This is a genomic window from Ruegeria meonggei, assembly GCF_900172215.1.
GTDB lineage: Bacteria > Pseudomonadota > Alphaproteobacteria > Rhodobacterales > Rhodobacteraceae > Ruegeria > Ruegeria meonggei.
Map to the genome: position 1 here is coordinate 439,280 of NZ_FWFP01000002.1, position 14,485 is coordinate 453,764.

General features: G+C 58.3%; 13 protein-coding genes. 7 read left to right on the forward strand and 6 right to left on the reverse strand.

Translation table 11 applies throughout. The features are described from left to right. Positions 1-59: 59 nt before the first annotated feature. A complete protein-coding gene (locus RUM8411_RS04835) occupies positions 60-1,580 on the forward strand; it encodes a trimethylamine methyltransferase family protein (protein WP_085821503.1) in 1,521 nt (506 codons plus the stop codon). 73 nt (positions 1,581-1,653) lie between these two features. Continuing rightward, entirely contained in the window at positions 1,654-2,622 is a 969-nt protein-coding gene (locus RUM8411_RS04840) for an agmatinase (protein WP_085821504.1), read from the forward strand. Here the strand turns inward: RUM8411_RS04840 and RUM8411_RS04845 are convergent. The 5 genes from RUM8411_RS04845 to RUM8411_RS04865 all read right to left on the reverse strand — a co-directional run bounded on the left by RUM8411_RS04845 (position 2,619) and on the right by RUM8411_RS04865 (position 7,906). Further along, positions 2,619-3,593 carry an arginase family protein gene (locus RUM8411_RS04845; protein WP_085821505.1) on the reverse strand — a complete coding sequence of 325 codons (975 nt, stop codon included), beginning with the start codon at positions 3,591-3,593 and terminating at the stop codon, positions 2,619-2,621. The genes RUM8411_RS04840 and RUM8411_RS04845 overlap by 4 nt on opposite strands. Positions 3,594-3,647: 54 nt before the next feature. Next, positions 3,648-5,237, reverse strand: a complete 1,590-nt coding sequence (locus tag RUM8411_RS04850; protein ID WP_085821506.1) for an ABC transporter permease — start codon at positions 5,235-5,237, stop codon at positions 3,648-3,650. Further along, positions 5,230-6,267, reverse strand: a complete 1,038-nt coding sequence (locus RUM8411_RS04855) for a quaternary amine ABC transporter ATP-binding protein (RefSeq protein ID WP_085821507.1) — start codon at positions 6,265-6,267, stop codon at positions 5,230-5,232. Before RUM8411_RS04855 ends, RUM8411_RS04850 begins: the two co-directional genes overlap by 8 nt. Before the next feature lie 77 nt (positions 6,268-6,344). Beyond that, a complete protein-coding gene (locus tag RUM8411_RS04860) occupies positions 6,345-7,295 on the reverse strand; it encodes an ABC transporter substrate-binding protein (RefSeq protein WP_085821508.1) in 951 nt (316 codons plus the stop codon). Positions 7,296-7,531: 236 nt separating this feature from the next. Further along, a complete protein-coding gene (locus tag RUM8411_RS04865; protein WP_085821509.1) occupies positions 7,532-7,906 on the reverse strand; it encodes a winged helix-turn-helix transcriptional regulator in 375 nt (124 codons plus the stop codon). Between the two features lie 125 nt (positions 7,907-8,031). On the opposite strand from RUM8411_RS04865, the gene RUM8411_RS04870 reads away from it, so the two are divergent. Beyond that, the gene (locus RUM8411_RS04870) at positions 8,032-8,640 is read left to right on the forward strand and encodes an NAD(P)H-dependent oxidoreductase (RefSeq protein ID WP_085821510.1); all 609 of its coding nucleotides are present in this window, start codon (positions 8,032-8,034) and stop codon (positions 8,638-8,640) included. Positions 8,641-8,768: 128 nt separating this feature from the next. Here RUM8411_RS04870 and RUM8411_RS04875 read toward each other — a convergent pair whose 3' ends face one another. After that, the gene (locus RUM8411_RS04875) at positions 8,769-9,641 is read right to left on the reverse strand and encodes a LysR family transcriptional regulator (protein WP_085821511.1); all 873 of its coding nucleotides are present in this window, start codon (positions 9,639-9,641) and stop codon (positions 8,769-8,771) included. Between the two features lie 103 nt (positions 9,642-9,744). Here RUM8411_RS04875 and RUM8411_RS04880 point away from each other — a divergent pair, with 103 nt between their 5' ends. From RUM8411_RS04880 to RUM8411_RS04895, 4 genes are read left to right on the forward strand one after another with little or no spacing between them, the layout of a single operon-like run. Next, positions 9,745-11,190 carry an aldehyde dehydrogenase family protein gene (locus tag RUM8411_RS04880; protein ID WP_085821607.1) on the forward strand — a complete coding sequence of 482 codons (1,446 nt, stop codon included), beginning with the start codon at positions 9,745-9,747 and terminating at the stop codon, positions 11,188-11,190. Beyond that, positions 11,190-12,167 carry a membrane dipeptidase gene (locus RUM8411_RS04885; protein ID WP_085821512.1) on the forward strand — a complete coding sequence of 326 codons (978 nt, stop codon included), beginning with the start codon at positions 11,190-11,192 and terminating at the stop codon, positions 12,165-12,167. Before RUM8411_RS04880 ends, RUM8411_RS04885 begins: the two co-directional genes overlap by 1 nt. Further along, positions 12,164-13,849, forward strand: coding sequence for a hypothetical protein (locus RUM8411_RS04890; protein ID WP_085821513.1), 1,686 nt, complete (start codon positions 12,164-12,166; stop codon positions 13,847-13,849). The genes RUM8411_RS04885 and RUM8411_RS04890 overlap by 4 nt, the downstream gene beginning before the upstream one ends. Further along, the gene (locus RUM8411_RS04895; RefSeq protein WP_085821514.1) at positions 13,846-14,475 is read left to right on the forward strand and encodes a DUF3726 domain-containing protein; all 630 of its coding nucleotides are present in this window, start codon (positions 13,846-13,848) and stop codon (positions 14,473-14,475) included. Before RUM8411_RS04890 ends, RUM8411_RS04895 begins: the two co-directional genes overlap by 4 nt. The last annotated feature ends 10 nt before the right edge of the window (positions 14,476-14,485 follow it).

The window sequence follows — 14,485 nt, forward strand, 5'->3', positions numbered from 1 at the left end:
GCGATAGGTGCGAATTGCATCTTACGGTGCAACACACGAAACCATGGGAAAGAGACTGGATGCCATCTGAGGGTGTAAGACGCAGCGGCCGCCAGGCCCGTCACGCGCAACGTGCGGCCAAGCCTGTGGTGGACCCTTGCCCACCGGGCCAGAGCGGTGGTGCGTTCAAGCCCTTGACCCCGTCCGAGATCGATCAGATTTACGACACCGCCCTACGCCTGTTGGAAACCCTCGGTATGGGCAATGTCCCTGATCGGCTTGCCGCGGACCTGCGGGCGGCAGGCGCGTTACCGGGCACACAAGATCGGCTGCTTTTCCCGCCTGCTATGGTCGAACGCGCTATTGCGACCGCTGCCAAGACCTTTACCTTTCACGGGCGGGATGCGGGCCGGTCTATCGATGTGGGCGGCGACCGCGTGTATTTTGGCACCGGCGGGGCAGCCGTTCAGACGTTGGATATCGACAGCGGGCTCTATCGCCCGTCTACCCTGACCGACTTGCATGACTTCACCCGGTTGCAGGATACACTGGCAAATGTCAGCTGGTTCACACGCTGTTGCGTGGCAACCGACGTGCCGGATGTGAGCGACCTGGATATCAACACGGTCTACGCACTGGTGCGCAACACAACCAAGCCGGTTGCGACCTCGTTCACGTTGGCCGAACATGTCGCGCCGATTGTAGAGATGCTGGATATCGTGGCCGGAGGTCCGGGCGAGTTTGCCAAACGACCCTTTCTGAAAGCCCATATCAGCCCGGTGATTTCCCCGCTGCGCTATGGTGAGGATGCGGTGGACGTGGTTTACGAATGCGTTGCCCACAACATCCCTATGTCCTGCATCACCGCCGCGCAGGCGGGCGCGACAGCACCAGCGACGATGGCCGGATTTTTGGCACAGTCCCTGGCCGAGACATTGGCAAGCCTGGTTATGGTCAACACGATCAAGCCGGGCTTTCCGATGGTGTTTTCAAACTGGCCCTTCATCGTGGACTTGCGCACCGGGTCCTTTGCCGGAGGTAGTGGGGAAACCGCCATCCTGAACGCGGCTTCTGCTCAGATCACAAACTGGTTGGGCCTGCCTTCGGGCGTGGCGGCGTCGATGACCGACGCCAAGGCGATCGACGCACAATATGGGGCCGAAAAAGGCATCACCTCACTGGCTGCTGCACTGGCCGGCGCGAACCTGATCTATGAAAGTTCGGGCATGACGGCCTCGCTGTTGGGGGCAAGTTTTGAGGCCTTTGTTCTGGACAACGAAATGCACTCTCACACCTATCGCGCCCTGCGCGGGATTGAAGTCAGCGAAGAGAACCTTGGCTTTGACGCGATCTGCCAGTCGGTTCTGGGTGACGGGCATTTTCTAGGCAGCGCCCATACTTATGCGGCGATGGAGCGTGACTATTTCTACCCCGAACTCGCCGACCGGCAAGAACCCAGAACGTGGCAGATAGAGGGTGCAAAAGATGCCTGGTCCTCGGCCCGTCAGGCCGCGAAAGAAGTTCTGGAGACACATCACCCCCGATACCTGACCGCAGAACAGGACGCGGAAATCCGCAAACGGTTCCGCATCCTAAGCTGAATGCATCAGGCATTCCCTCGCCGTGGATCAGCCGCTAGGGTCCTCTGAGAAACCTGAAAATGATGGGGCACTTATGACCAATTCGTTTTTTCAGCCGGTATCAGCGATGGAGCTTGCCCGGTTCGCCGGTGTCCCGACATTTATGCGCTTGCCAAACATGCCGTTGGATCATGACCGTATTAGCGAGGTTGAGCTGGGTCTGATCGGCATCCCATGGGACGGCGGCACGACCAATCGCCCCGGTGCACGGCATGGTCCGCGCCAGTTGCGCGACTTTTCCACCATGATCCGGGCGATGAACCCAGTCACCGGTGTTGCGCCCTTCTCGCTGGTCAATTGCGCGGATCTTGGGGATGTCGCGCCGAACCCGGTGGATATCCACGATACGCTTGACCGGGTCACAACGTTCTACTCGGACTTACTGGCCCGAAGCATCACGCCGCTGACGGCCGGGGGTGATCACCTGACCACCCTACCCGTTCTGCGCGCGTTGGCCGCATCAGGGCCATTGGGGCTGATCCAGTTTGACAGCCATACTGATCTGTTCGACGATTACTTTGGCGGCCACAAATTCACCCATGGCACCCCCTTCCGCCGCGCGGTCGAAGAAGGTCTGATCGACCCCAAACGCTTTGTTCAGGTCGGCATCCGTGGCACCGCGTACAACACCGAGGATATCGAGTGGGGTGAGGCCCAAGGCATTCGCATCATCCGCATTGAAGAGCTGTTTGACCGCGGCATCGATGATGTCATGGCCGAGGTCCGGCAGATTGTCGGCACGGCTCCGACCTATTGCACCTATGACATCGACTTTGTCGATCCGACCTATGCCCCAGGCACCGGGACGCCAGAGATTGGCGGCCCCAACAGTTTCCAGGCCCAGCAGGTTATTCGCAAGATGGGCGGCCTGAACCTTGTCGGGGCCGATCTGGTCGAGGTCTCTCCGCCCTTTGACGCCAGTGGTGGCACCGCCTGGCTGGGCATCTCGCTGATGTTCGAACTGCTTTGTGTTCTGGCACAGGCGGTGGAGGCGCGGCGCTAGCGAACGTTTTCAGCAATCATTGAGATCATCTCGAACATCACCGCAGCCGCTGTCAGGGCGGTGATGTTGTTGGGGCTGTCCTTGGTGGGCATCATGCAGACGACGTCTCCGCCCACGATATTCAGCCCGCGCGCGGCGCGCAGGATGCCCACGGCCTCATCAATGTCGAACCCCTTTTCGCCGGGCTCCAGATTTGAAACCGCGGGTGCGATGCTCGGGTCGAGGCAATCCAGATCAAAGGTGATATAGACCGGGCGATCGCCCAGAACCTCTTTGGTCTGCGCCACCACATCCGCAAGCCCGCGCTGGCGGAACTCACGCATGGTGACGATGTTGTAACCATAATCATAAGAGGGTTGCAGCCAGTCCAGACTGCGCGGATGCCCCCGCAGCCCGATCTGCATTGACCGGGTCGGATCGACCTGTCCCTGATCTGCCAGATAGGCCCCCCAATGGGCCGCTGATTTCTTCGCACCCAGAAAGTGGTCAACCTTGGTGAACACATCCGTATGCGCGTCGAGATGCAGAAGGCTGATCGGCTCACCGCCGGCCAATTTTCCACCGCCCAGCGCCTGTACGATCCCTCCGGTGATTGAGTGATCCCCGCCAACCGAGACGGGGCGTGCGCCTGCCGCGTCGATGTCTTTGAAAAAGGTGGTGATGCGTTCGATACAGTCTTCGTTGTCATTGGCTTTTGGAAACGGCACATCGCCCACATCGGCAATCTTTGCGCTATTCCAAGGGTCGATTTCGAACAGCGAATGCACCCGGCGCTGTACGGCCGAGACATGGCGCAGGGCGCGCGGACCCAGATGCTGATCCCGTTCAGTGGTACCATTGCCGGTAGAATGTGGCACCCCGACCAGCGCGATATCCTGATCCTGCGGCCCGACATTGGGACAGCGAAACAAGGTGGGCACGCCCCACCAGTATAGGTTTTCCATCATGGACTGTTCGTAGCGGTCGGCCATTTCTTGCCCCGTTCAAAGAAAAACGCCCCCGATCAGAACCGGGGGCGTCGGATTTTAGAGTTTCTCGTCTTCTCGACGGAAGGCGCCCTGAACAATCCGGTCCATGACCATAGCCAGGAACAGGATCGCAAAGCCCCCTAGCAGGCCGGGGCCCTTGGCCGCGTATTGCAGCGCTTCAAGGATTTCCTTGCCCAGACCACCGCCGCCAATCAGCGAGATGATCACAACCATCGACAGGCACATCAGGATGGTCTGGTTCACCCCGGTCATGATCGACGGCAAGGCCAGAGGTATTTCCACGTCCTTCAGCAACTGCCATTTCGAAGCTCCAAAGGCCACAGCAGCCTCTTTGATACTGTCGGGCACCCCGCGCATCCCAAGCGCCGTCAGTCGGATAACCGGCGGCATGCCAAAGATGATCGTGGCCAGAATGCCCGGCGGGTTACCAGTGCCAAAAAAGGCGATGATCGGGATCAGGTACACGAAGGCCGGAAGCGTCTGCATCAGATCCAGTACTGGTTCCGCCCCGCGATAGGCGCGCGCGGATTTCCCAAACCAGATGCCCAGCGGGATACCGAATACAACGCAAAGCAGCACCGCGGCACCCACAAGCGCCACGGTCTCCATTGCGACATCCCAGTATCCCAGCAGCGCGATATAGGCCAAGGAAGACGCGGTGAAAATCGCGACACGCGGCCCCGCAGCACGCCACGCGGTGACACAGATCACCAGCATGACAACAGGCCAGGGCGACCCGATCAGCGCAATGGTCAGCCCGTCCAGAACCGTCCGGACCCCGCCGACAATGCCGTCAAAGACGTCACCACCGGCTGCGGCTGCGGCGTCAATCTGCGCCTCCATCCAGCTTGCAAGAGCGGAGAACAGCGTGCCGCCATCCTCACCCAGAAACAGCGCCGACACTTCTTTTTCAGGGAAGGCGTCCAGCATGGCCAAAGAGGCGTTGACCGTAAACTTGTAGACAATCAAAGGCCCAATCGCAGCGATCAATACGGCGCCTAGCACGGTGTTGCGCGTGGATCGTCCGCTTTCGGTAGTGGCCGGATCCGTTCGCCAGTTCGAGTACTGCTTTTCATAGACCCGGTCCGCATAAAACCCCTGCACCAGTTTGAACACCAGCAGCATCAGCAAGCCGGTGATCATGATGCCCACAGCCTCGGACTGCGCCGCAGCCGCTTTTTCGAAACTGGAATCTGCCGCCTTTTGGATGTTCTCAGCCAGTTTGGTGAACCGGTCGATATCCGCCTTTTCGGTGGCATCAGCTGCCCGACCCAGCAATTCGTTTGCGCGGTCCTGCTGACGGGTGGCGCGTTCCGCCAGATCGGCGCCGGGGTTGCCCCACGCGCCGCGTCCGATCTGCACCCAGGCAATGATTTCGAGGATCAGGAAGGCCCAGAACATCCCCCAGATTGCGCGGGAAGCGGACCAGAACGGGCCCAGAATTGCCGCCCAGTGGTTGAATGTGTTGGGCAAACCGCTGGTGGCATCGTGGATTTTGTGAAACGATTTGACATAGTACTCGCCGTTTGGACCTGCAAACTCGTGGATCGAACGGTCCAGCGCCTCGTGATCAACTTCGATATCCGAGGCGGCGGTTACTTTCACTTCTGTGGTTGCATCAGTCATTTTTGCCCCCCTGAATACCACGCAGCAGACGCGGCTTTGTGACGACACCAATGTCGTTGCCTGAATCGGTGATGATGACCGGCAAATCCGTATTGACGGCAAGGTCAATCAACTGGTCCAGATCAGCGCCCTCATCTGCGCGCAGTGCGCCCTCGGTTGGGCCGGAATAGCTTTCCAAAGGCTCCATGATCGAATGCGCCTTGACCAACTTCAGCTTGGAAATCCCCTGCACAAATTCGCGCACATAGTCGTCGGCGGGGTTCATGACGATGTCTTCCGGGGTTCCGATCTGCACGATCACACCGTCTTTCATGATCGCAATCCGGTGACCGATGCGAATGGCTTCGTCCAGGTCATGGGTAATGAACAGTGTTGTTTTCTGCAACTGGGCCACCAGTGCCTTGAACTGATCCTGCAATTGCAGCCGGATCAAAGGGTCAAGGGCCGAGAACGGTTCGTCCATCAACAGGATTTCCGGATCAGAGGCCAGCGCACGGGCGATCCCGACCCGCTGTTGCATCCCGCCTGACAGTTCCTTGGGCAAACGATCCTCATACCCGGTCAGGTCTACCAAACCCAGCGCGTGGTCGGACACCGCCCAACGTTTGGATTTCGAGACTTTGCGAATCTCCAGCGGATAAGCCACGTTATCGCGGACCGAGCGGTGCGGCATCAGTGCCATGTGCTGAAACACCATCCCGATCTGTTGCGCCCGAATGCGCCGCAGTTCAGCCTCGGATATCTTGGACACGTCATGGCCCAGGATCTCGATCTTTCCGGCGGTGGGTTCGATCAGGCGATTCACATGGCGCACCAGTGTCGACTTGCCGGACCCCGACAGGCCCATGATGCAGAAAATCTCGCCCCGAGGCACGTCGAAGGTCGCGCCCTGCACGCCGACTACGCAACCAAATCTCTCAAGGACTTCGGGTTTTCCTATCCCCTCGTCCCGTACTGCGGTCATGGCTTCTTCGGCACGTGCGCCAAAGATCTTCCAGACATCCGTCAGTTTAACGACTGTTTCGGTCATACTTGTCCCTTTGATGCAAAACAGGCCGCCGGGTGATCCCGACGGCCTGCCCGAGTTTCAGTTCCGGTCGATGTCAATCACTCGGACATCCAGCCCAGAACGGCATCTTCGTTCGCACCAACCCATTCTTGCGCATAGGCCTCTGGTTCTTTGCCTTCGATCACCAGCGCATAGGTCATGGCCGACACTGTATCAGTGTCCAGTTTCATGTTGGACAACAGGGTGGCCACTTCGGGATGCTCGTCTTCCAACGACTTGGCGAAATGCAGGTGAAGGTAGGCAAGATCCCATGCAACCCCAGCATCGGATTTCTCGAGCCAGTCCGGATCGTCCGTGGGCTGAAGAACATTCCATTTGGCTGCGTCATAAGCCGGTTCTTCCAGGATCTGCATATCATGCAAGGCAAACACGTAATGCGGCGTATAGCAGAACCCGACCCATGGCTCACCGGCTTTGATCGCGTTGTCGAGGTTTGCGTAGGCAACAGTCTCGTCAATCTCGGTCAGCTCAAAAACCTGATCATAGCCATAGGATTTCGCGCGGATTTTCTCGACATTGGTCGAGGCCCAACCCGGCGCACCAATCCACAGCTCACCCTGTCCGTCGCCATTGCTGTCAAACAGCGCGGCGTTGTCGGGGTTGGTCAAATCTTCGATCGACTTGATGTCATTGGCCTCTGCCGTCGCCTTGTCGACGCACATACCCTGAAACGCTTCGACGCCATTGGCGTTGAATGTCACAGTGCCTTTGTCAGTGACATAAGTGTCATGCAGATTCTGCTGGTTCGGCATCCAAACCTCGGGGTGGACGTGCATGGCACCAGAATCCATGGCCTCGAACACGATCGGGTTGGTCCCGTTTTGCAGTTCGACCTCAAGCCCAAGGTTCTGTTCAATTGCTACTTTGAGAATATGCGCCGTCGCATTGACCGACGGCCAATTCGGCACACCAATCACGATGTCCGCAGCCATTGCCGGCCCGGCGATCACCATTGATGCGCCTCCCAGTAATGTAGCTAGTTTTTTCATTTTGTATCTCCATGTTGGGCATTTGTGGCGCATGTTTTTCTTACCCCTGGGGCAGTGTGCACCTTACAAATAGTGTCGAGAAGGCGATGCTTCCCAAGCTTTCGGCCAGCGGCCCGTTGCGCTGGTTTGGCCAGAAAATTGAAGCATGTGATCATATCGGCCATCAAGGCTTACCTTAGACAAAACCAAGTATGCGATATCATCATAGTTTAGTTTCGGTTTTTTGCAAAACACCGTCAGTCGGCGACTGAAAACTGGTCAGGCAGAGTTTCGCTCCATTGACGCAGTTTCTCAAGAAAGCCCAGCGCAGAGCATCCAAAGTCGGTTAGGGAGTACTCCACGGACACTGGCGAGGTTTGCATGACTTTTCGATCCACCAGGCCTTGAGCCTCGAGTTGGCGAAGCCGTTCAGTGATCATCTTCTTACTGGCCCCGCCAATCATTCGTGACAGGTCATTGAACCGGACCGGCCCGTCTTTCAGGTGCCACAGAATGGATCCGGTCCATTTACCGCCCAGAATGCGCATTCCAGTTTCAATCGAGCATGGCTGGAAACACCCGCGGTCAGCCTGTTTTTTCTGTGCTTCATCCGACTTGAGCCTTGCAGACATCACATACCCCTCATGAGTTTGAAGGTTACCAAAAGTATACTGGTTGATTTTCGAAACCTAAGTACACAATTTCACCTCGAACCCGCGACACGTCAAGGGATTCACGCAACATATAGGACACGGACATGAGCAACATCCTGATTTTGAACGGCACGCAACCCTATGAAGGTGCTCCCGGAAAACTGAATGCCAGCCTAACCGAACAGGCGCGCAGCATCTTGACTGACCTGGGTCACGAGGTCCGCATCACCACCGTAGCCGACGGGTATGACCCAAAGACTGAGGTCGACGCGCATTTGTGGGCAGACACAATTCTGATGCAGTTCCCTGTGAATTGGATGGGCGTGCCGTGGCCTTTCAAAAAGTACATGGACGAGGTCTATACCTCGGCAATGGACGGACGGTTTGCCGACGGGGACGGCCGGACATCTGATGCCCCCAAGCAGAATTACGGCATGGGCGGCAAGCTGAACACCAAGAAGTACATGCTATCGGTCACATTCAACGCGCCAAAAGAGGCCTTTGACAACAAGGCCGAGCCGTTCTTTGCAGGCAGCAGCGTAGATGACCTGATGCGCCCGCTGCACCTGACGGCCAAGTTCATTGGCCTGCAGCCCCTGCCTACTTTCACAGTATTTGACGTTATGAAGAACCCGACCATCGAGACTGATTTCAACCGGTTTGAAGCCCATCTGAAAAACGCGTTTACAGAAGTGGAAACCGTCGCTGCCTGAAGTTCACGCCTTTGACCGCGAGGGCAGCGAAAGAGCGGGCCGAGTTTTCTTTCCGCAGATCGCTGCCCCAGTGGCCATGACGTATAGGATGACGTGAAAAAGGGCTGACGGGTATTCACCCCTCAAGGCTAGCCCAGGCTTTGCGACAGAATGAACTCCGCGGCTTCGTCTGCGAGGGACTGGAACCGGGTTCTCTCGCTGACATACAGATAGACCTGTCGTTGATGGCTCAGATCGGAAATCGGGCGAAAGGCGGTGGCTTCAGGGATAAACTCGGCCACCGTTTGCGGTAAAACGGTCACCCAGTCCCCGGTGCGTACCATCGTGATCAGCGAATGCGTGTTGTGTACCGTGACATCAGCCCGGGCGATGGCATCCAGAAACCGCTGTGACTGAATAAGATCGCACAGCGCGTTCCGGATGAACGGTACCGATGTCACATCCGCCAAGCTCGGCGGATCAGGCCGCGCGATCAAGGGGTGGTCCGCGGCGCAAACAAGGCCGAACCGGTCCTGCAACAGCGGCACCGCCCGCACATTGTTCAGGGCTTGGTGCCCCGATGCGATCCCGATATCCGCCTTGCCTTCGACCAGCGCATCCAGCACCTGCTGGGTATCGGTATCGCGCAGTTCGATCTTCAACCCGGGATGGGACCGAGTCATATGGGCGAGCACTCTTGGAAACACCAGCGCCGCGACCGAGGGGACAGACACGATACGCAACAACCCCTGCTCGGCACTGGCCGCTGCTTCGATATCCAGAACAGATTGATCAAACTGGCGCACTTGCTTCAGGGCCGTTTCAAAAACCTGCTGACCCAAAGCCGAAAGGCGGTTTTTACGCTCTCCCTCGAACAGCTTTTTACCCAGATGATCCTCTAACTGCTTGAGAGTCATGGACACGGCGGACTGCGTGCGCCCCAGCCGGTCTGCCGCTTCGACCAGATTGCCGGTTTGTGCGACCACACAAAAGCAGCGCAGGGTTTCGATCTTCAAGGCCATACTTCAATCCTTTTGAAGTCAAATCAATTTAATTGAGTTTGACTGATATTGCCCAAAAAGGCCATCCTGTGCCAAATCCTTTTGTGAACCTTTGGGGGGCACCGTGACCAAACTGAACCTGATCGCTGGCGAATGGCTGGCAGGCGAAGCCGAGATTGAAAACCGCAACCCATCGGACCTGAGCGACTTGGTTGGCATGTTTGCGCAGGCCGGCGCTGATCAGCTGGACGCGACACTGGATCAGGCGCAAGTGGCTCAGGCGGAATGGGCCGCCTACGGGATGGAGCGCAAACAAGCCGTTCTGATGAATATCGGCAACGAGTTGATGTCCCGCGCCGAAGAGCTGGGCACTCTGCTGTCCCGCGAGGAAGGCAAACCGTTGGCCGAAGGCAAGGGCGAGGTGTATCGCGCCGGTCAGTTCTTTACTTATTACGCTGCCGAATGCCTCCGCCAACTGGGTGAGAATGCCGACAGCGTCCGCCCCGGCGTTGAGGTCGACGTTCGGCGCGAGGCTGTGGGCGTAGTGGCTATCATCAGCCCGTGGAACTTCCCCACAGCCACCGCATCCTGGAAAATCGCGCCAGCGCTGTGTTACGGCAACGCGGTGGTCTGGAAACCGGCAAACATCACCCCTGCATCCGCCGTGGCGTTGGCCGAGATCATTGAACGTCAGGACATCCCCAAAGGCCTGTTCAGCCTGGTGATGGGCTCGGGCCGGTCGATTGGTCAGCGTTTGGTTGAAAGCCCCAAGGTCAACGCAATTTCTTTTACCGGCTCGGTTCCTGTGGGCAAAGGCATCGCCGCAGCCGCGATCCAGAACCTGACCAAGGTTCAGATGGAGATGGGCTCGAAAAACGCGCTGGCCGTGATGGACGACGCCGATCTGGACTTGGCCGTGACACTGGCGCTTGGCGGTGCCTTTGGCGGCTCGGGTCAGAAATGTACTGCGTCGTCGCGGCTTGTGGTCCACGCGGGCGTACATGATGCCTTTGTCGAGAAACTCGTCGCGGGCGCACAAGCCATGAAAGTGGGCCACGCACTGGAAGAAGGCGTTCAGTTGGGCCCGATCGTCAGCCAACAGCAGCTGAGCGAAAACCTCGCCTACGTTGATCTGGGCAAATCCGAAGGGGCTGAACTGGCCTGTGGCGGGCTGCGTCTGGATATGCCGCATGACGGCTATTACATGTCGCCCGGTGTGTTCCTGAACTCTACCAACGATATGCGCATCAACCGAGAAGAGATGTTTGCGCCGCTCACTTCGGTCATCAAGGTCGACAGCTATGACGAGGCGCTGAGCGTCGTGAATGACACCAACTTTGGCCTGACCTCGGGCATCGTCACACAAAGCCTCGCCCGGGCCACGCATTTCCGCCGTAACGCGCGCACTGGCGTAGTCACCGTGAACTTGCCCACTGCAGGCACTGATTACCACGTGCCCTTTGGTGGACGTGGCGACAGCTCGTACGGTCCGCGCGAACAGGGTAAAGCGGCGGCTGAATTCTACACCACCGTCAAAACCGCATATATCAGCGCGGGGAACCCGGTCTGATGCGCATCGACGGGCTGCAATATGCCAACTGGTCGGAAAAGATTTTCCGGCAACTGCGCGAAGGCGGCGTGGACGCGATCCACGTCACCATCGCCTATCACGAGAACTTTCGGGAAACGGTTCTGAACTTTGAGAAATGGAACCGCTGGTTTGAACAATATCCCGACCTGATCATGAAAGGCCGCTGGGCCAGCGATATTGACATCGCACGTGAAACGGGCCGGACAGCAGTGTTTTTTGGCTTTCAAAACCCCTCGCCCATCGAAGACGATATCGGTCTGGTCGAGATCCTGCACGATCTGGGCGCACGGTTCATGCAGCTGACCTATAACAACCAATCACTGCTGGCGACCGGGTGTTACGAGGCCGAAGACACCGGCATCACCCGCATGGGCAAACAGGTCATCAGGGAAATGAACCGTGTGGGCCTTGTGGTCGACATGAGCCATTCGGCTGACCGGTCGACCATCGAAGCCGCCGATCTGTCCGAGCGTCCGATAGCCATCACGCACGCCAACCCGCACGAGTGGTCGCCCGCACTACGCAACAAAAAGGAAGAGGTGATCCGGGCAGTGACGGAAAAGGGTGGGATGCTGGGCTTTTCAGTCTATCCTCATCACCTAAAGGACAAATCCGACTGCACTGTTGAAAGCTTCTGCGAAATGATCGCGCGCACTGCGGACAAATATGGCGCCCAGCACCTGGGGATCGGCACAGACCTGTGCCAGGATCAACCCGACAGCATCGTCGAATGGATGCGCGTTGGGCGCTGGACAAAAGAGATCGACTATGGCGAAGGCTCAGCTTCGGCCCCTGGTTTCCCGCCAATGCCCGGCTGGTTCCAGGACAACCGTGACTTTGGCAATATCGAAACAGGGCTGCGCGCCGCGGGCATGAACCAGGACGAGGTTTCAGGTATCATGGGCGGAAACTGGTATCGTTTCTTTGCTGAAAACTTCGGGCCACAAACCGCATGAACTCAGCTGGCGCTCATATCCCGCGTCGCGACCCCGCGCAGGTTATGCGCCTGTCACGGTTGGGGTCGTTGCACCAGTGTCGGCTCAGCTTCATGCGCCAACTGACCCGCCGCATGGCGCAGGAAAACTGGACCTTCAGCCGCCCTGTCTTTGACATCGACGCCAACGGCGTGGGCCATGCCGTATACACCGCGCAAGGCCTCACACATGCTTATTCCCTTGTCGCCTTTGCCCATGACCTGCCGCCCGAGCAACGCTCGGACCGGGTCATTGCCGAGGCCTGGGACGCCACCTTTACCCTGTTCGACGGCATCCCGACGGCCGACGATATCGACCGCCTGTCCAAAAACGTCCCTCTGCAAGAGGCCGGGCGCGTCAGTGAAAATGAGTTGTCGTTGTCGCGTGCAAACCGCTCAGTCCGGCTTTGGGCACATGTGGTCGACCAGCTCGCCGTCGGACAGCAACCGGACGTTCAGCAGATCTATCAGGTCGGCTATCTGATGCGTACCACCGCCGTTTACGGGTCGGGTAAATTCGGAGCCGCCGACCGTGAGAAAACCGCAGCGCGGCCCGAGCTGAATGCCCCTTTCCAAACCGAGATGTTGTCGGTCTATCTGACCCGAACCTTTGTCCGAGATCTGGTGCAGCACATGGCGCGAGCCAAGGGCGGGGACCAAACTGCGCAGCTGGATCCCGCAATCGCCCGCTGGCTGGGGATCGGCAACTCGACCGGGCTGGGGATGGCCCCGTTCATCGTCAACCATCCGGTGCTGTTCAACAACTGGATCATGGTCCGCGAAGAAGCCATCGCGCGTGTGCGGTCCTTGCCGACCGCGTCCGAAACAGAAGAAAAGCAATTTCGCGACACCTTTGCGCGCTCTAGGTTGTCAATGTCCTGGTGGCAGTCCGAGCATCCGATCCAAATCGAGAAACTGGCCGATCTGACCAGTGATCTTCTGGCCATCACCGAATATCTGGACCAGAACAACCTGACACAGGATCACCCCTGGGACAGGTTGATCCGCTGGTCCGAGACCGCGCTGAGCGAAGAGGGTCAAGAGCTACTCGCCTCTCTGATCCTTGAGCCCTACGGCGATTTGGTGGACGGGTTGACCAGTTGCATGGCCGACAGCAACACGCAGGCGCAGGTCATCGACGGTGCCATGTCAGTGGCCGAGGTTCGCGCTCTGATCCAGGCCAGCTTTGACTGGGCACTTGATCTGGACTGGGCTGCCGAGGCCAACCGCGCCCGCGCTTGGTACGTATCCGAGGAAAAGCTGGAACCCCGGCTGGGCGAACGGTTCGAAGAACCAATTGCCGACTATGAGCAACCTCTGGCTCCGGCCCGGGATGCAGCCATCGCCTTTGCTGCATTGAGCGACTGGCACGACGACGTGCCAATTGCAGAGTTCCTGACGCGTCATCCCGAACATCGCCACACGATCCGACGGGCGCAGATCGGGCGTGTCGCCCCATACGGTGAAATCCGTGACAATACGATCAGCGCCAGTGTCATGCCCATCGACATGCTGCGCGCCAAGCTTTCCTTTTTTGGTGCGACACATTTTGACCCGCGCTCGGACCGCTGGGTGCGTATCTGCATGTATGCCGGCGCCCCATACCCCGAGGACCTGACATCAGAAACGGCGGATATGTGGGTCTATCCGGAGCCCGCAGCATGAGCTTTTCCCTTAACGAAGTCGAATCCACGTCAAAGCGGGCTGCCCGGGGCGCTGGTTATAGCTGGGGTCATGCGGAAGAAGCCGCAAAAGCCACCCGCTGGCTGTGCGCGCAGGGTTTAGACGGAGTTGGCGCTTTGGCACAGTTACTACAGCTTGATCTGGTGAAACCACCAGAAGCCCCTGCGCCTGATATGAACGAAGACGGCCGGATCAGTCAAAGCATGCTCTGCCCGTTGACAGCAGGCCCAGCGGTGTCCGATCGCGCACAGCATATCACCGGCTCCGCTGTTTCACTGAGCAACCTGGCAATGCCCATCTTGTTGCTACCCTTTGCGGCAAACGCGGCGCGATTGCTGAAATCCTGCATTACCGTCACCTTTGATGGGGTAGACATCGTGACCGATGGCTTTGCCATATCCAATCCGAGCACTACGCCAGATCACGCGAAAACCGTTTCCGTCAGAGTTGGCGGGACCCTGACCGGCACCGTCCAACAGCAGACGCGGGCAACGCCGGATCCCGCCGACTGGACCACGTTGAACCGTATTGCCCACCGAACCTATGCCCCCGCAACCGAGGAATCCCGCCTGCGCGGGGCCGGTGCGGGCCTGTCTGACAATGACTGAGAGATTGAAC